Below are 16,482 nucleotides of genomic sequence, written 5' to 3'. Positions count from 1 at the left end.
ATGACAACACCTGACACGCTTCGCGATACGCGTATTCGCCTCAACCATGGATCTATTTTAATGCCTGCTGCGGGGTTTGGCACCCTGATCCCTGACCCGCTCGTGACCAGGCAGGCTACCAATACGGCACTGGAAACCGGATTTCGCCATTTCGACTGTGCGGAACGCTATCGCAATGAAGAAGCAGTTGGCGAGGCGATGCAGGACGTGTTCAACGCGGGGATTGTCCGGCGCGAGGACGTGTTCGTTACCACGAAGCTCTGGAATACCAATCATCGTCCGGAGCGGGTCAAGCCTGCCTTCGACGGCAGCCGCCGGCGACTGGGGGTAGACCATATCGATTGTTATATCATCCACACCCCCTTTGCCTTCAAACCGGGCGACGAGCAGGATCCAAGGGACGGGCAGGGGCGGGTGATCTATGATTCCGGCGTTACGTTGCTGGACACATGGGGAGCGCTGGAGCGCCTCGTGGACGAGGGGCACGCCAGGTCGATCGGCCTGTCGGATATTACCTTGGAGAAGTTGCGGGAGATCGTTTCGGCGGCACGGATCAAGCCGTCGGTCGTGCAGGTGGAGTCCCATCCGTATCTGCCGGAATGGGAGCTGCTCGACTTCTGCCGGGAGCATGGGATTGTGCTCCAGGCGTTTGCTGCGGTCGGACATGCCATGGAACCGAATCTGCTGGCCGATCCGGTGATTACCGCCATCGCGCAGCGCGTGCATAAGACGCCGGCTCAAGTGGCACTGGCCTGGGCCGTACAGCGCGGCACCGCTTTCCTGACTACCTCGACCAAGCCTGTGCGCATCCGGGAGAACTTTGACATCTCGACCCTGCCTGAAGACGCCATGCAGGAGATTCGGAACCGCATCACCACCAATATCCGGTTCAACTCGGTGGTGAAGACCGGCGTCCCCGGATTTATCCCGCGGGCCGCGGCGAGCTGAATTGCGTGGCGCGCAGCCGCGAGGCAAAGAGGTCTGCTCTTAGCCTTGCTCGCCAAGAGTTTGCGCAAAGCTCTTGCCGTAGGGATAGAAGCGTTCCTTACGGCCCTGCTGCCACGCAGATTTAAGCTCGGGCGCGGTGATGTCCCAGTCCGGCCGGCATTTTTGACTGACGGCGCGCAGGTCCTGGCGAAGCTCTTCGATCGTAGGCCGCCCGAAGAACCAGTAGCCATTGTAGATCCTATAAATGACAAGGCCGGGCTCCAGCACGATCACGTGTGGGATCATAGGATTGTTGGCGGGATCGGTGTATTCGGCGATGTCGAGATCCTTCTGAACGACGCGCCGCGGATCGGAGAGAAACGGCCAGTGCGCGCCGATGCCGCTGCGGTTTTCGTTGGTCTGGGTGATGTTGTCGGTGCTGATCGTGACCAGCCGGCAATAGCCGACCTCCATCTCTCGATGGAGTTGCAGCAAGCCTTCGGCCTGACGGCGGTCCTTCGGGCAAAAGGCGCCGCGGCTAAGAACGAGCACCATCGGGTCCTGTCCCTGTAGCTCGGAGAGCTTTCGATGTTTTGCGGTATGATCGCTGAGCTCGTAGTCGGGGAAAACAGCTCCGGGCACCATGTCGGGTCGCATCTGAAGTCCTCCATCGTTTGGTAAGCGTGAGCGTGCAGGCCGCACGCCCTTACAAATCGATCACGACGTCGCCCTCAGGCTGCGCGCAGCAGATCAGCACAATGCCGTCCGCCGGGGCGTCGACCGGGTCAGGACGGTAACCGATATTTCCTGCCACAAGGCCGCTCTCGCAGGTGTGGCAGACCCCGGTTCGACACGCATACCGCACGGGTACGTCGCAGGCCTCGGCCAGCTCGAGCAGATTGGGGAACGATGGCCCCCAGCGGACATTGAGACCGCTGCGGGCAAACGAAACCATTGGTCCCGAGCCGGGAGCGCCTGCCGGCAAATGCGGCGGCCGATGCGGCCCAGCCGCAATACCCGGGGTAATGGACGGACCGGCACCGAATATCTCGGTGTGGATGCGATCTGCCGTGACGCCCAATTTCTTGAGCCCGGCAGTCAGATCGCCCATGAAGCTCGACGGTCCGCAGATATAGAAGTCGGCATTGCGGGGCACGTTGAGTTCACCGAGGATTCGCGCGTTCAGATGCCCAGGCGTGTCGAAATCAACGTTGACCCGATCCTGCGGATCCGGCGAGCTGTAGCAGATATGTGTGTGGTGGTGGGCAAGTGATTTGAGCAGTCCACGCACCTCCTCGGCAAATGGATGTTCGCGGCGGTTACGGGTCCCGTACAGCCACCAGATTTCTCGCCTCGATGCATCGGTCGCCAGCGCATGAAGCATCGCGAGCACCGGTGTCACGCCGATGCCCGCGCTCAACAACACCACAGGCGTGTCGCCTGGCCGTAATGTGAAATCGCCGCGTGCAGCACTTGCCTGTACGATGTCGCCAACTTGCAGCCCGTCGTCGATATAGGCACTCGCCGCGCCGTGGCGTTCCCGCTTGACGCTCACGCGATAGCTCGTGGCACCTGGCGCTCCCGACAGCGAATAGCTGCGCATCAACTCGGGCGCCGACGGCGGGTCAAGCCGCAGCACGACAAACTGCCCGGGGAGGGGCGCGGCGACATGTCCTCCGTCGGTGGGCTCGAGCAGCAGGGAGGTCACGCTCCCGCTCTCTTGCACTTTGCGCAAGATGCGAAGCGGGCGAAAACGGCGCCACGCCGGCGGCGGGCCGGACACTGCACCGAGTCCGGCGTTTCCCGTCGTCGCGCCGCCTTGGCGCTGCTGGGTGAGCAACGCCTCGAGGGAGCGACGCCAGCCAACGCTCAACACCGGGATGCGCAGCGCGCGCTCCAGCTGGTCGCGGGGATGGCCGGGCTTGTAAAGCAGCGCATCGATCTCGGACACGCTCATGCGCTCGGGCCCGGAGGCGACCTGTTCGATCTCGTTGCCGGCCTCCACTTCGCCTTCCTCCAGCACACGGAAATAGAACCCAGGTCTGCCGTGCTTGACCACCAGCGCGGCCATTTCCGGCTCGTTCATGCGGATGCCCAGCCGGTAACAGGTCACGCGCGGCTGCGTCACCTCGAACAGGGCGCCGCCGATCCGGTAGCGGTCTCCGATACAGATCTCGGCATCCGACAGGCCATCTACGGTAAAATTCTCGCCGAACTGACCATAAATGAAGTCGCTTCGTCCCAGATGGCTCTGCCAATACCGATAGGAATCCATCTGATAGACAAATACAGCGCGGCGTTCGCCGCCATGGCCATTCAGGTCACCCTGTCCGTCACCGTCGATGTTGAGCCAGCGCACCATGCGCGGGCCCTCAACGGCCGCCTTCCAGATGCCGGTATGGACGGTCTTGCCCTGCCAGGCGATGTCGCGTGGCAGGCCCACATTCACTGAAAGCAAGCGTCCCATCACGTTTCCCAAGGATGATCGCCGGTGCAGAGCATGGCTGCGTCCTTTTGCGCCAGCCACGTACTTCACTTCACCTCGAATGGCCTGGCAAGTATTCCTACGCTGCTGATGTTAAGTGTGTTTTTCCATTCGACCTTCGGAAGAAGACAGGCATATCAATGTATGAGTGGCCAGTTACAGATTCTGTGTTCACGTGTCGTTGAATTTTGACCGGCATCAGGGAGACAACATGATGAACCCCTCTCAAATGCGGGCGCTCGACATGAAGCTTGAGATCGTTGTCATCCCTGTTTCGAACTTCGATCGCGCCAAGCAGTTCTACGGTGACCTGGGCTGGAGGCTCGACGCCGATTTCGCTGCTGTTGACGGCTATCGCGTGATTCAGTTCACGCCGCCGGGATCCGGCGCGTCGGTCATCTTCGGTGCGAATGTCACTGCGGCGGCACCCGGTTCCGCGAAAGGGCTGTACTTGATCGTCTCCGATATTGAGGCTGCGTGCAAAGATCTGCGTGGTCGCGGCGTAAAGATCAGCGGCCCGTTTCACGGCGGCGGCGACGTTCACAAGGGAAACGACGAGCCCCATTTGTTCGGCAGTGTCCGCTTCGAGGGCCCGGACCCGGAACGCCGCAGCTATTCCTCGCTGGCCTCGTTCAGCGATCCCGATGGCAACGGCTGGTTGCTCCAGGAAGTTACCACGCGGCTTCCCGGCCGTGTGGAGGCTGACACGACCTTCACTTCGGCAGCCGAACTCGCAGCGACGCTGCGACGTGCCGCGGTCGCGCATGGCGAGCATGAGAAGCGAACGGGCGGACATGACGAAAACTGGGCGGACTGGTACGCCGAGTACATCGTCCGCGAGCAGGCGGGCGAGCCATTGCCAAGTTGAACCAGCGGCTGCGCGTGCTGTGATCGGCTGAGGGGGCTGCAATGAGCAATCAAATCCTGGTGTTTTACGGCTCCTACCGTTCTGAGCGGATGGGGATCCGCCTGGCCGAATTCCTGGTCGAACGATTACAGCGCCGGGGCGACGCCGTCGAACTGATCGACGCCAAGGCGGTCGACCTTCCGATGCTCAACAGAATGTACAAGGAATATCCGCAGGGTGCAGCTCCCGAGCCTCTAGAGCAGTTGGCCGGCAAGATTCGTAACGCCGATGGCTTTGTCTTCGTCACCGGCGAATATAATTGGGGTGTGCAGCCAGGACTGAAAAACCTGACGGATCATTTTCTCGAGGAATGGTTCTGGCGTCCCGCGGCGATCGCGAGCTATTCGGCAGGACGCTTCTCCGGCGCACGGGCGGCGACCGCCTGGCACGGCACACTTTCCGAGATGGGAATGGTGGTGATTTCAAGCACGATCGCCGCTGGTCCGATTGCACAGACCCTCGCGGCCGATGGTGCTCCGACGGGTCAGGGCGGCGAGGCTCTCGAAAAAGCGTTTCCACGCTTTGCCGACGATCTGACGTCGTGGGTTGAAGCGGCAAAGATGCAGCGTCAGCGCAAGAAGCGGCCGTATTGATCGCCATTAACGCGGCGTTCGGCCGCATTCCTTACTTGCGCGCCAGGCGTTCGAGGAAGTCACGGACAAGCGATGCGATCTGGTCGGTCCCTTCGTCGAGCGCGAAATGTCCCGCATCGAGAATGTGTATTTCGGCCTTCGGCACATCGTCGGCATAGGCCATCGCGCCGGCGACGGTGAAGGACGGGTCGTATTTGCCCCAAACCACGAGAGTCGGCGGCTGCACCTCGCGCAGCCAATTTTGCCAGCGCGGATAGGAGGCGACGTTGGTCCGGTAATCCAGAAACAGCGTGGTCTGAATGTCGGCCTGGCCCGAACGGTTGAGAAAGGCGTACTCGTCGGTCCATGTATCCGGATCGTAACGGTCGGAATGGGGGCTTGATCCGATATGGCGCTGCCGCGTCGCCTCAAAGGATGTGAAGTTAGCCTTGAGGTTGGCGAGCTCGTGGGCCGGATCCGCCCAATATTTTCTGCGTGCCTCCCAAAGAGGACTCAGGCCTTGCTCGTTAGAGACTGCGTTCTGGATGACGAGGGCGCGGACCCGTTCCGGATGGGCGAACGCCATGCGAAAGCCAACGGGTCCGCCGTAGTCCTGCATAAACAGAACATAGCTCGTGATGCCGAGCTTCGTTGTGAGTTCATCCATCACACCCGCGAGATTGTCGAACGTGTATTCGAAGGTCGACGGGGAGGGCGCGCTGCTATGCCCGAAACCGGGGTAGTCGGGGGCAATGAAATGATATTTGTCGCTCAGGAGGGGAAGTAATGGTTCCCACATCCGCGACGACGAGGGAAAGCCGTGCAGCAGCAGCACGGTCGGCGCATCGGCCGGCCCGGCTTCCCGGTAGAAGATATCAAGGCCCTGGATGCTGACGGTGTGATAGGAAATCGACTGTCGGCGAGATGTCATGTTTTGCGCCGGTGCGTTGGTGTTCATGCAGGTGAGTGCTGCTAAGAGGACAAGCAGGGCCGGAATATTCACAGCGTGGCTTCATTGCCGGCTGCCGCATGTCGAACGACACTCGCGAGCTCGGGCGTGAAGCTGGTGTCGCCATCCTCGATGTGTCCGGTCAATCGCGCCGTGATCTCCTGCAACACCCAGGCGTTGCCGTCGGGATCGCTGAACGAGGCGTAGGAGGCGTAGCTCTTTCGTTGCGGATTTGGGCCGGAGAGCAGGCTTTTTCCTTCGGCATCGTGGAATACGCCGCTGGCGTCGTGGAATGGCTCGCTGACCGCGATGCCACGAGAAAGCAGGTCCTCGCAGGTGGCCTGGATGTCGAACACGATTAGGTGCAGCCCCTTCGCCGAGCCGGGCGCAGCCCCGCTCATGTTGTTGCCGAACATGATCGAGCAACCGGAGCCCGGCGGCGTGAACTGGATCACCCGATAATTGTCGCCGGCGGAATAGTCGATGTCGAGCGGCCAACCCAGATCGCCATAGAAACGCTTGGCGCGATCAGCGTCCGCGACGGGGATCACGACGACCTCGAGCTTCATGTCGGTCTTGCGCATGACCGGAGATTCCCGGAGTGCTGCTTCAAGAACGGCGACGTCCTGCTCAACTGTGCCACCGCTAACGCCGACGCCGCGACCAGCTCGCCTTCGCAGGTAAGCGGCGCGCCGCCGCCCATCGAACAATACCTTCCGCCGGAGAGGCCCATCAGCGGGAAGAGATCCTTCCCGGGCTGCACCAGGCGAGACAGATCGGCCGTTCGCAGCCCCACCAGCGCGGACGTGTAGGCTTTCCGCTCCGATATCTCGATCGAGAACACCGGCGCGGTGCTCATGCGGTGCTGGAGAAGCATGTTACCCTGAATGTCGATGATAGTAACGGCAACCGGAACTTTCGCGCGGGCCGACTGCGCTTCGACGCGGTCGGCGATGTTCTTTGCAAAGGCCAGTAAGTCCATCACGGTGTCCTTTCTGATGAGGGTCGCGCGCAAGGGAAAACTGCGTGCTACGATCGCATCAGCCTCCGTGGGCGAGATGCCCCAGATGGATTCCCAGGCGATCTTCTGCGTCTCCGGGCTGATGAAATCCCTGCTCGAACAGTGCCTTGATTCTTCCCTGCGCAGCCGGTCGAGGGATCGAGGCCATGCACGTATCCCAGCCGGCCGCGATCTCGACATTCGGCGGCAGGCTGGCGGCATTCACGAGGCGCTTGGTGTTTGCGATCGCCCATTTGTCAAACGAGGCGATGCGCCGCGCCAGCGCGTCGACGTAGCCATCGAGCTCCCCGTCCGGCAGGGACCTGTTTACATAGCCATAGGCTTCGGCGAGGTCGCCGCCGATGTCATTGGAGCTCAGCAGCACCTCCAGGGCCCTTTGCCTGCCCATCTGCCGCGGCAGACGCGCCATCGGCCCGCCGCCCGCGACCAACCCAACGCCCACTTCCCACTGCGACAACAGCGCCTTCTCGCGACTCGCAAAGCTCATGTCGCAAGCGAGAGCAAGCTCGCTTCCGTTCCCGGTCGCGCGACCGCGGATCAAGGCGATCGATACCACGGGTAGGTGCGTGATGCGGACCAGGATGTCCGGCCACGCCTCCAATCCCGTCGGCCCTTGAGGGATGCCGGTCAGTTCCTTGAAGTCGGCCTTGAAATCGCTGTGATTAAGGAAAAACCCGTCAACCGCACTTTCGAACACCAGCACCCTGACATCCTTGTCGGCCTCGACGGCAGTGATAATCTCCCGAAACTCGCGAACGAGTTGCGGGCCCATCACGTTCAGCGGAGGATTATCGAACGTGACCCGCCAATAGCTGGACGAGGAGCGGGTGATACGAATCTGTGCTTTCTCAGTCTTTCCGTGCATCACAACCTCCATGCAGTGCTTCGTACGCGCTGAATCGTTCGGTCGCCCCCATATGCGGTCGGCCCAGATACGGAAATTCGGCAAGCAAATCCGGATGAGGACCTACACCGTCAGATTTCACTCTTCCGTTGGTCAGGAGAGAAAGGAAGTGATCGAGGACGTCGTCGGTCAGCGCCCGGCCGTTGCCCGGATACGAGGCGGGAAGTGCAGGATCGAAATGCAGGATATCGGGCAGCAGCGTTGCTGCCAGGCGCCGCGCATCGACCGGAGCGTAGCCTCCCGTGTGCTCCAGCGAATGTGCAAAAATCGGGATGAAGCGACTGTCCCCGGCAGGCTCCGACGCCTGATAGTCGGCACTGGCGTCGCCGGTCAGGAAAATAGACTGCGACGGCCTGGCACCGCGGTCGGCTTGAACCCAGCCGCCGTTGGCGCGATCAACCGTCCGCGCCCAGACACCGAACGGTTTACTTCCGAGAGCCGAGCCCGGCAACTCGAGGACGATGCTGCACACGTCCTTGTCGATAAAATTGTCTCTGCCGCTGAAGCGGAGGTCGTTCATGGCGCCGATCGGATCAAAGAAGAACGGATCGCTCCGCCAGCCGGCAAAGAAACGATGGTCGTCGGCTTCCACCACGAGCGCCTCTCGACCCATAGAGACCGGCCACTCTTCTATAAGCCGGCCCTCGTCGCTGGTCTCGGCGGCCTGGGCGCCCTCGACTCGGCGCAACACCGCCGTTTGCCTTCCGTTTGCAAACGCCGAGAAACATACGCGGTACGCAATATCCGCGACCGCATCCCCGTTGGTGTCGATCTTGAATTCATAGATCGCGTCAGCGGCGAAAGGCTCGGGCGTAGTCGGCTCCGGCAAAAGCAGGCTGGAGGAAAGATGGACGTTCATGATGAGGACTGATCTGCTCGCATCCACAGGCGAGGGGAATGCGTAGAGGTCGGTTAAGTCCAGGCGTGCGTCCCCACGAGGGAACCCGACATTCGGTCCGGAATAATGGTGCGACATCGACGTACTCCCTCGTAGCCTCAGACCCTCTGACGGAGCCGCCCGCGAGGCGGGCCGCTCCAGGTCCACTAGTCGCGTGACGGGCGCCGTGATGAGGCTCCAACCAAGGTATGGCTGTCAGGCGACCCGTCACTAGGACCGATTGTTACGAAGCGCGCGCCGTGACCCCCGGCCTGGTCCTTTGCTTCACCGCCGCCATCAGCGTATTCGCCGCCGGACCCGACGAATGCGGGTTTTGTCCCGTGATCAGCAAACCGTCGCTGACGACGTGTGGTGCCCAGTTCACCTTTTTCGAAAAGATAGCGCCGAGGTTCAACATCTCGTCTTCGACAAGGAAGGGAACAATCTTGGTGAGGCCGACCCCTTCCTCCTCCCCATTGGTGAAGCCGGTAACTTCCTTGTCCTGCACCAGAAGTTTGCCGTCCGGCGTCTTCACGTGACGCAGTGCCCCGGTGGAATGACATACGACGGCAATTATCTTGCCGGCCGCAATAAAGGACTCGATCAGTTTGATGGAGTTCTGGTCTTCGGCGAGATCCCACATCGGCCCGTGGCCGCCCGGGTAAAAGACGGTGTCGAACTCTTCTTGCCTGACGCTGTCGAGGCGAACGGTTTTGTCGAGATCGGCTTGCGCGTCTTCGTCCTGTTCGAACCGGAGCGTCAGCTCGGTGCGGCTTTCCGGTTCATTGCTCTTCGGGTCAAGCGGCGGCCGGCCGCCCTTTGGGGATGCGAGCGTTACCTCGACGCCGGCGTCCTTGAAAACGTAGTAGGGGGCAGCGAGTTCTTCGAGCCAGAAGCCGGTTTTTCGCCCGGTGTTACCCAGTTGGTCGTGTGATGTGATCACCATCAGCACTTTCATCACTGTCTCCTTGGTTTGCGGTCATGAATGAAACGCCACTTGGCACCGAACGATGCTCAGACGCATCTCGCCCCTTCGCAGGCTATTTGCCGAGTTGATCTCGAAAACTCGCGAGAACGAGTGACGTTGTCCTTAGCGGATCGACAGCGCGGAACTCACTCATACACTGAGCGCCAATCACTCATACATTGATATGAGCGGCATCTTCCCAACGTTGAATGGTTCGGAACGGGGCGCGCCGACATGGTTTGTCGAGCGCCGGTCGGATCGTAACGCGAGTTGGTGCGATACCAAGGGGCCAAAAGATAGGGTGATGCACATGTCTGAAAAAGCCCGCTTGAATTTCTTCGGCCGGCGGCGATTTCTTGAGGTGGCCACGGGCGCGTTGGCGGCGACGCAATTTATCCCAGTTCAAGTTGCCGATGCGGGGCTGGTGCTCGACGCGCCCATACAACTGGCTCAATCCGAGGGGACAGGTTCCTTTACGTCGCTGAAGCAGATCGACGCTGGCGTGCTCGACGTCGGATACGTTGAGGCGGGTCCCGTCGACGGACCGGGGGTCATTCTGCTGCACGGCTGGCCTTATGACATTCATAGCTTCGGTGAAGTGACGCCGCAGTTGGCCGCAGCGGGTTTTCATGTCGTTGTTCCCTATGCGCGGGGCTACGGCTCGACCAGCTTCCTGTCGAAGGAAACGCGGAGGACGGGTCAGCCGTCTGCCCTGGCGGTCGACACGATTGCGCTGATGGATGCACTCAACATCAAGCAGGCAACGGTTGCCGGCTTCGATTGGGGAGCTCGTACCGCCGATATCGTCGCCGCACTCTGGCCGGATCGCGTCAAAGGCCTCGTGTCCGTGAGCGGCTACCTCATTGGAAGCCAGCAGGGGGGGAAGACGCCGCTGCCTCCGAAGGCCGAGCTTCAGTGGTGGTACCAGTATTATTTCGCGACCGAGCGCGGCCGTGAGGGGTACGACAAATACCGGCGCGAATTCGCCGAGCTGATATGGAAGCTGGGTTCGCCAAAGTGGCAGTTCAGTGATGCTACGTTCGCGCGCAGCGCGGCCGCCTTCGACAATCCCGATCACGTCGATATCGTGATCCATAATTATCGATGGCGGCTCGGATTGGCCGAAGGCGATCCGAGCCTTGACCAGTTGGAAGCGAAACTCGCCGCCGCCCCGCGAGTCAGCGTCCCCACCATAACCCTCGAAGGCGACGAAAACGGTGCGCCGCATCCGGATCCGGCCGCTTACGCCAAAAAGTTCTCCGGCAAATATCTGCATCGCCTCGTCAAGGGCGGCGTGGGTCACAATTTGCCTCAGGAGGCTCCGGCCGCCTTTGCCCAAGCCGTCATCGACGTCAGCAAGATCTGATCCATCAATCAGCATCAGGAGCAAGTGACATGGTACATCTCCCGCATTTCCCCCCAGGGCAGACGACGGCCGATTTCGAAAGCTACCAGGATCGCCGCCAGTTCCTCAGCACGGCCGCGATGGGTATCGCCGCAGGAGGCGTGGCCAGCCTGCTCTCTGCGGGTCCGGCTCCGGCAGCGGAAAGTGGCGCTGTTCGCCCGTTCCACATCGACATCCCCAAAGACGCCCTCGCGAACCTGCGCGAACGCGTGACGATGGCTCGCTGGCCGGACCGCGAAACGGTGACCGATCCGTCCCAAGGCGTGCAATTGAGGACGATTCAGCAAGTGGCGCAGCATTGGCGAACGGATTACGACTGGCGCAAGGTGGAAGCACGGCTCAAGGCCTTGCCGCAGTTCGTGACGGAAATCGACGGGCTGGATATTCATTTCATTCACATCCGCTCGAAACACGACAATGCGCTGCCGATGATCGTGACTCACGGCTGGCCGGGCTCGATTATCGAGCAGATGAAGATCATCGATCCGTTGGCCAATCCCACATCGCAGGGCGCGAGCGCGTCGGACGCGTTCCATCTGGTGATCCCCTCGCTGCCCGGCCACGGCTTCTCGGGTAAGCCGACTGCGCCCGGATGGACACCTGTCAGCATCGCTCGTGCGTGGGCGACCTTGATGCAACGGCTTGGCTACACACGTTACGTGGCGCAGGGCGGGGATTGGGGGAATGCCGTCTCGGAGATCATGGCGCTGCAGCAGCCCACGGGATTGCTGGGCATTCACACCAATATGGCGGCTACGGTTCCAGCCGATGTTTCAAAAGCTCTTTCGGCTGGAGGCCCGCCGCCTGCCGGCCTCTCGGCTGACGAAAAGCAGGCCTGGGATCAACTCGATGATTTCTACAAGCATGGCCTGGCCTACGCCCAGGAAATGTCTAATCGACCGCAGACGCTTTACGGAATCGCGGATTCGCCGATCGGTCTCGCCGCGTGGATGCTGGATCACGATATCCGCAGTTACGGTATGATCTCACGCGTCTTCGATGGAATGCCGGAGGGGCTGACCAGGGATGACATCCTCGACAACGTCACGCTCTACTGGTTGACGAACACGGCGATCTCCTCGGCTCGGCTCTACTGGGACACCGCGAAAATTTCGACGGGTGGAGGCTTCTTTGACGTTCGGGGCGTCACGATCCCCGTCGCCGTGAGCGCCTTCCCCGACGAAATTTATGCGGCCCCGAGAGGCTGGGCAGAGCGGGCGTATCCCAACCTCATCCATTACAACAAGCTCGACAAGGGCGGGCACTTCGCAGCCTGGGAACAGCCTGAGCTGTTTTGCGCCGAGATGCGTACGGCCTTCAGGCCGCTACGCCAGTCGATCTGACGCGAATCGACTCGTCCGCCAGCGCGTTTCCTTGCTCGAACCAGACATCAGGAGTGCTTTTCATGAACCGACCTGAGCGAACTTTTGCCACTGAGCAAATCCAGCTGGAGCGCCGTCTGCCGTCATACTGGCGCGTTACCTTCGACATGCCGCCGGTGAATATCTTCGGCCCGAAGCATCTTCCGCTACTCAACGACGTCATCACCACGATCGAGGCCGATCCGGAGGTCAAGGTCGTCGTGTTCGACAGCGCCGTCGATGGTTTCTTCATCACGCATTACGACTTTCTCGCGCCCCTCGAAGAGTCAATGAGTATCCCGCCGGGACCGACGGGGCTCCAGGCGCTCCCCGACATGCTTGTCCGTCTCAGCCGTGCGCCGGTCGTATCCATCGCCTCGATCCGAGGCCGCGCCACCGGGGTCGGCAGTGAGCTTGCGTTGGCGAGCGACATGCGCTTCGCGAGCCGCGAGAAGGCGATCCTATCGCAATGGGAGGTCGGTGCCGGCCTTGTGCCCGGCGGCGGCCCGATGGCCCGATTGCCGCGTCTGATGGGCAGAGGCCGCGCACTCGAAGTATTGCTTGGCGCCGATGATATCCCCGGCGACCTCGCCGAACGGTACGGCTACGTCAATCGGTCGTTGCCGGACGCCGAACTCGACGGGTTCGTCGAAGCGCTCGCGATGCGGATTGCGTCGTTCGACAAAGAGGCGATCGCTGAGACCAAGCGTCTCGTCGACGTCGCAAGCCTGCCGGCGGACCTGGAAATTCGGCCTGAGTGGGACGCGTTCTTGGCCTCCCTAGGCCGTCCCGCGAGCCAGAGCAGGATCAAAGCGCTGATGGCACGCGGCTTCCACCGTGCCGGCGACGTCGAGAATCGACTGGGTTTCCACGTCGGGCAACTCGGCGGCTGAGTGGATCGCCGCGGGGTTCGACGAACCAGGGTCGATGTCGGAGCGGCGGTCGTGTCCGGGACACAAGGAGCGGCATCATGGGTTTTACGATCAACATTAACGGAACTCCGCAGAGCGTCGAGGTTGATGGTGACACGCCGCTACTGTGGGTTCTGCGCGACGTGCTCGGCATGACCGGCACGAAGTTCGGCTGCGGCATGGCGCTGTGCGGCGCCTGCACCGTGCATCTCGACGGCTCCGCCGTCCGCTCCTGCATCACGACGATCGATAGCGTTGGTGAATCCAAGATCACAACGATTGAGGCGATAGGTGCGACAGCGGTCGGTGCGAAGATCCAGAAGGCTTGGCTCGACCACGAGGTCGCGCAATGCGGATATTGCCAGTCCGGCCAGATCATGTCGGCCTCGGCACTGCTCACCGACAAGCCACATCCAACGGATACGGACATCGACGACGCCATGAGCGGCAATATCTGCCGCTGCGGCACCTATGTCCGGATCCGCGAGGCGATCAAGCTCGCCGCGCAATCGCAGACGAAGGAGGGTTGAAGATGGCTTTCGATCGCAGCGCGTCGCGCACGTACGCCGACCTATCTCGTCGCAACTTCCTGATCAACGGCGCCGTTGCCGGTAGCGGCCTGGTGCTTAGCGTGAGCCTGCCATTCGGCCAAGGCAACGCCGTCGGTAATGATAGCTTCGCACCGAACGCCTTCATCCGTATCGGCCCCGACGGGGAGATCGTGCTGACCATGCCCTATGTCGAGATGGGGCAGGGGACCTACACCTCGATCCCGATGCTGATCGCGGAGGAGCTTGAAGTCGGCCTTAAGCAGGTTCGGATAGAACACGCTCCGCCGAACGAAAAGCTCTACGGCAATCCGTTGTTGGGCGTGCAGGCGACCGGCAATTCGAACGCGATTCGTGGCGCGTGGAAGCCGCTCCGCGAAGCGGGCGCGGCTGCACGGATCATGCTGATCGCGACCGCCGCCGGGCGCTGGGGCGTCGATGCCGGTTCCTGCCATGCCGAAACAGGCGAGGTCGTCCACACGCCGAGCGGGCGGCGCCTGAAATACGGCGAGCTCGCCGCAGATGCCGGGCACATCCCGGTGCCGACCAATGTGGTGCTGAAGAAGCCCGAAGAGTTCAAGCTGATCGGCGCGCCGGCGAAACGGCTGGACGCCTCCGGCAAGGTTAACGGCTCCGTCGTTTACGGCATTGATGCCCGTCCGCCCGGTGTGAAAATCGCGACGCTGGCCCAATCGCCCGTCTTTGGCGGCCGGTTGAAGACTCTGGATGATTCCGCCGCCAAGGCGGTCAAAGGGGTGCGCCAGATCGTTCGTCTCGAGGATGCCGTTGCCGTCGTGGCTGATCATATGGGTGCTGCGAAAAAGGGCCTGGAAGCGCTCAAGATCGAATGGGATGAGGGCGCCCATAGCGGGCTGAGTACCCAGATCATCGCACGCGACCTCGAGCAGGCAACCCTTAGGCCGGGTGCGGTCGCGCAAAGCATTGGTAACGCCGATCAAGCAATGGCGAATGCCGCAACCAGGGTCGAGGCGAGCTATCAGTTGCCTTTCTTGGCCCACGCAACGATGGAGCCGATGAATTGCACGGTTCATTTTCGAGGCAGTGAATGTGAGATTTGGGTCGGCACCCAGGCGATTGCACGCGTCCAGGCAATGGCGGCGAAGGCCGCCGGTCTGCCGGTCGAAAAGGTGATCGTCCACAATCATCTCATCGGCGGCGGTTTCGGTCGGCGCCTCGAGGCCGACGGCGCGGTTCGCGCCGTCGAGATTGCCAAGCAGGTCGATGGTCCCGTGAAGGTGGTGTGGACGCGCGAGGAAGATATCCAGCAGGACATGTACCGGCCCTACTGGGTCGACCGCATCGCAGCCGGTCTGGACAAGGACGGCAAGCCGGTCGCCTGGCGCAATCGCTTTGCAGGTTCTTCCGTCATCGCCCGGTGGCTGCCGCCGGCCTTCAAGGATGGCCTCGATCCCGATACGACGGAGGGCGCGATCGATCTGGTCTATGCACTTCCAAACTTCCACGTCGAATACGTGCGCGCCGAGCCGCCGGGCATCCGGACCGCGTTCTGGCGCAGCGTCGGTCCTTCGCACAACGTCTTCGTCACCGAAAGCTTCATCGATGAGTTGGCGGCAGCCGCGAGGCAGGATGCGGTGGCTTATCGCCGTATGCTTCTCGACCACAATCCGCGAGCGAAGGCCGTGCTTGATCTGGCAGCAGAGAAAGCCGGCTGGGGCTCGGTATTGCCCAAGGGGCGTGGACGCGGCATTGCCCTGCAATACGTGTTCGGCAGCTACCTCGCCCAGGTGGCTGAGGTCGAGGTTGTAAAGGACGGCTCGGTTCGGGTCCATCGCGTGGTCTGCGCGATGGATTGCGGCACCGTGGTCAATCCCGACACGGTCCAGGCGCAGATCCAGAGCGGCGTGAACTTTGGCGTGACCGCGGCGCTCTATGGCGAGATCACGCTCAAGGACGGCCGTGTCGAGCAGACCAATTTCGACACCTACCAGATATTGCGCATCAACGAGGCGCCCGCGATCGAGGTGCACGTGGTCAAGAGCGCTGAACCGCCGGGTGGAATGGGCGAGGCCGGCACTTCAGGCATCGTTCCTGCAATCGCGAATGCGATCTTTGCCGCCACCGGAAAGCGGCTGCGCAAGATGCCCATCGATGTCAACGCGCTCAAGCAACCGGTTTGACGCAAACCAGTCAGAACAAGCAAGGAGAAGCGACGTGATTCGCAAAGCAAAAGCGGTTTGGAGCGGGAGCGGTCGTGCCGGAAGCGGCCACTTGTCCAGCGAATCCGGAGTGCTGGCCGAGACGGCCTATTCCTTCAAGACGCGTTTCGAGAACGAGAAGGGGACGAACCCAGAAGAGCTTATCGCCGCAGCACATGCCGGGTGCTTCACGATGTCGTTGGCATTCGTGCTGCAGAGCGCCGGCTTTACGCCGACGGAACTCAGCACCGAAGCAGCCGTGACGCTTGAGTCGGACGGTAAGGGATTCCGCATCAGTCGATCCGCGCTGACTTTGCAAGGCAATGTGCCAAATCTAGACGACGCAGCGTTTGCGCGCCTCGCGGGCGAGGCGGAGAAGAGCTGTCCGGTGTCCAAGGTTCTCAACGCGACGATTACACTGGATACGAAATTGATCCAGTGACTGCAGGCTTTCGATCGTCACGGAAAGGA

17 protein-coding genes are annotated in these 16,482 nt (G+C 61.5%); 9 read left to right on the top strand and 8 right to left on the bottom strand.

Annotated features, from left to right (window positions below):
* Positions 1-948, top strand: coding sequence for an aldo/keto reductase (locus tag RX329_RS32155; RefSeq protein ID WP_085359352.1), 948 nt, complete (start codon positions 1-3; stop codon positions 946-948).
* A 39-nt stretch (positions 949-987) separates the two neighbouring features.
* Here the strand turns inward: RX329_RS32155 and RX329_RS32150 are convergent, their stop codons facing one another.
* Positions 988-1,584: a redoxin domain-containing protein gene (locus tag RX329_RS32150; protein WP_198959246.1), complete on the bottom strand. Its 597-nt coding sequence runs from the start codon at positions 1,582-1,584 to the stop codon at positions 988-990.
* 49 nt (positions 1,585-1,633) lie between these two features.
* The gene (locus RX329_RS32145) at positions 1,634-3,394 is read right to left on the bottom strand and encodes an MOSC and FAD-binding oxidoreductase domain-containing protein (protein WP_085359348.1); all 1,761 of its coding nucleotides are present in this window, start codon (positions 3,392-3,394) and stop codon (positions 1,634-1,636) included.
* Between the two features lie 229 nt (positions 3,395-3,623).
* On the opposite strand from RX329_RS32145, the gene RX329_RS32140 reads away from it, so the two are divergent.
* Both RX329_RS32140 and RX329_RS32135 read left to right on the top strand, forming a co-directional pair.
* Positions 3,624-4,280, top strand: coding sequence for a VOC family protein (locus RX329_RS32140; RefSeq protein ID WP_094183299.1), 657 nt, complete (start codon positions 3,624-3,626; stop codon positions 4,278-4,280).
* 41 nt (positions 4,281-4,321) lie between these two features.
* Positions 4,322-4,912 (top strand): NADPH-dependent FMN reductase, encoded by a 591-nt coding sequence (locus tag RX329_RS32135; protein WP_085359344.1) that lies wholly within the window; start codon positions 4,322-4,324, stop codon positions 4,910-4,912.
* A 31-nt stretch (positions 4,913-4,943) separates the two neighbouring features.
* Here the strand turns inward: RX329_RS32135 and RX329_RS32130 are convergent, their stop codons facing one another.
* The 6 genes from RX329_RS32130 to RX329_RS32105 form a co-directional block, all read right to left on the bottom strand.
* Positions 4,944-5,849, bottom strand: coding sequence for an alpha/beta fold hydrolase (locus RX329_RS32130; protein WP_085385954.1), 906 nt, complete (start codon positions 5,847-5,849; stop codon positions 4,944-4,946).
* Positions 5,850-5,890: 41 nt separating this feature from the next.
* Entirely contained in the window at positions 5,891-6,424 is a 534-nt protein-coding gene (locus tag RX329_RS32125; protein WP_085359340.1) for a VOC family protein, read from the bottom strand.
* A complete protein-coding gene (locus RX329_RS32120; protein WP_085359338.1) occupies positions 6,406-6,855 on the bottom strand; it encodes a GlcG/HbpS family heme-binding protein in 450 nt (149 codons plus the stop codon). The genes RX329_RS32125 and RX329_RS32120 overlap by 19 nt, the downstream gene beginning before the upstream one ends.
* 25 nt (positions 6,856-6,880) lie before the next feature.
* On the bottom strand, positions 6,881-7,726 hold the full coding sequence (locus tag RX329_RS32115) for an enoyl-CoA hydratase/isomerase family protein (RefSeq protein WP_085359377.1): 846 nt from the start codon (positions 7,724-7,726) through the stop codon (positions 6,881-6,883).
* Complete coding sequence (locus tag RX329_RS32110) at positions 7,710-8,741, bottom strand: DUF4331 family protein (protein WP_085359336.1); 1,032 nt, start codon at positions 8,739-8,741, stop codon at positions 7,710-7,712. The genes RX329_RS32115 and RX329_RS32110 overlap by 17 nt, the downstream gene beginning before the upstream one ends.
* Before the next feature lie 145 nt (positions 8,742-8,886).
* Entirely contained in the window at positions 8,887-9,600 is a 714-nt protein-coding gene (locus RX329_RS32105) for a type 1 glutamine amidotransferase domain-containing protein (protein WP_085359334.1), read from the bottom strand.
* A gap of 319 nt (positions 9,601-9,919) precedes the next feature.
* Between RX329_RS32105 and RX329_RS32100 the strand changes: the two genes are divergently transcribed.
* The 6 genes from RX329_RS32100 to RX329_RS32075 all read left to right on the top strand — a co-directional run bounded on the left by RX329_RS32100 (position 9,920) and on the right by RX329_RS32075 (position 16,453).
* Entirely contained in the window at positions 9,920-10,975 is a 1,056-nt protein-coding gene (locus RX329_RS32100) for an alpha/beta fold hydrolase (RefSeq protein ID WP_085359375.1), read from the top strand.
* 119 nt (positions 10,976-11,094) lie between these two features.
* Entirely contained in the window at positions 11,095-12,357 is a 1,263-nt protein-coding gene (locus RX329_RS32095; RefSeq protein ID WP_094183300.1) for an epoxide hydrolase, read from the top strand.
* Between the two features lie 62 nt (positions 12,358-12,419).
* Complete coding sequence (locus tag RX329_RS32090; RefSeq protein ID WP_085359330.1) at positions 12,420-13,268, top strand: enoyl-CoA hydratase/isomerase family protein; 849 nt, start codon at positions 12,420-12,422, stop codon at positions 13,266-13,268.
* Between the two features lie 77 nt (positions 13,269-13,345).
* On the top strand, positions 13,346-13,816 hold the full coding sequence (locus tag RX329_RS32085; RefSeq protein WP_085359328.1) for a (2Fe-2S)-binding protein: 471 nt from the start codon (positions 13,346-13,348) through the stop codon (positions 13,814-13,816).
* A 2-nt stretch (positions 13,817-13,818) separates the two neighbouring features.
* A complete protein-coding gene (locus tag RX329_RS32080) occupies positions 13,819-15,993 on the top strand; it encodes a xanthine dehydrogenase family protein molybdopterin-binding subunit (RefSeq protein WP_085359326.1) in 2,175 nt (724 codons plus the stop codon).
* A gap of 34 nt (positions 15,994-16,027) precedes the next feature.
* The gene (locus RX329_RS32075; RefSeq protein WP_085359324.1) at positions 16,028-16,453 is read left to right on the top strand and encodes an OsmC family protein; all 426 of its coding nucleotides are present in this window, start codon (positions 16,028-16,030) and stop codon (positions 16,451-16,453) included.
* Positions 16,454-16,482: the final 29 nt, after the last annotated feature.

The sequence above is a fragment of the Bradyrhizobium sp. BWC-3-1 genome (assembly GCF_032917965.1).
GTDB lineage: Bacteria > Pseudomonadota > Alphaproteobacteria > Rhizobiales > Xanthobacteraceae > Bradyrhizobium > Bradyrhizobium canariense_D.
The sequence above is the reverse complement of the archived record's forward strand: the minus strand, read 5'-3'. Positions and strand labels throughout refer to the sequence as shown.

Coding starts and splice junctions, on each gene's coding strand:
- RX329_RS32155 (WP_085359352.1), top strand. CDS start 1: ATGACAACACCTGACACGCTTCGCGATACGCGTATTCGCCTCAACCAT.
- RX329_RS32150 (WP_198959246.1), bottom strand. CDS start 1,584: ATGCGACCCGACATGGTGCCCGGAGCTGTTTTCCCCGACTACGAGCTC.
- RX329_RS32145 (WP_085359348.1), bottom strand. CDS start 3,394: ATGGGACGCTTGCTTTCAGTGAATGTGGGCCTGCCACGCGACATCGCC.
- RX329_RS32140 (WP_094183299.1), top strand. CDS start 3,624: ATGATGAACCCCTCTCAAATGCGGGCGCTCGACATGAAGCTTGAGATC.
- RX329_RS32135 (WP_085359344.1), top strand. CDS start 4,322: ATGAGCAATCAAATCCTGGTGTTTTACGGCTCCTACCGTTCTGAGCGG.
- RX329_RS32130 (WP_085385954.1), bottom strand. CDS start 5,849: ATGAACACCAACGCACCGGCGCAAAACATGACATCTCGCCGACAGTCG.
- RX329_RS32125 (WP_085359340.1), bottom strand. CDS start 6,424: ATGCGCAAGACCGACATGAAGCTCGAGGTCGTCGTGATCCCCGTCGCG.
- RX329_RS32115 (WP_085359377.1), bottom strand. CDS start 7,726: ATGCACGGAAAGACTGAGAAAGCACAGATTCGTATCACCCGCTCCTCG.
- RX329_RS32110 (WP_085359336.1), bottom strand. CDS start 8,741: ATGTCGCACCATTATTCCGGACCGAATGTCGGGTTCCCTCGTGGGGAC.
- RX329_RS32105 (WP_085359334.1), bottom strand. CDS start 9,600: ATGAAAGTGCTGATGGTGATCACATCACACGACCAACTGGGTAACACC.
- RX329_RS32100 (WP_085359375.1), top strand. CDS start 9,920: ATGTCTGAAAAAGCCCGCTTGAATTTCTTCGGCCGGCGGCGATTTCTT.
- RX329_RS32095 (WP_094183300.1), top strand. CDS start 11,095: ATGGGTATCGCCGCAGGAGGCGTGGCCAGCCTGCTCTCTGCGGGTCCG.
- RX329_RS32090 (WP_085359330.1), top strand. CDS start 12,420: ATGAACCGACCTGAGCGAACTTTTGCCACTGAGCAAATCCAGCTGGAG.
- RX329_RS32085 (WP_085359328.1), top strand. CDS start 13,346: ATGGGTTTTACGATCAACATTAACGGAACTCCGCAGAGCGTCGAGGTT.
- RX329_RS32080 (WP_085359326.1), top strand. CDS start 13,819: ATGGCTTTCGATCGCAGCGCGTCGCGCACGTACGCCGACCTATCTCGT.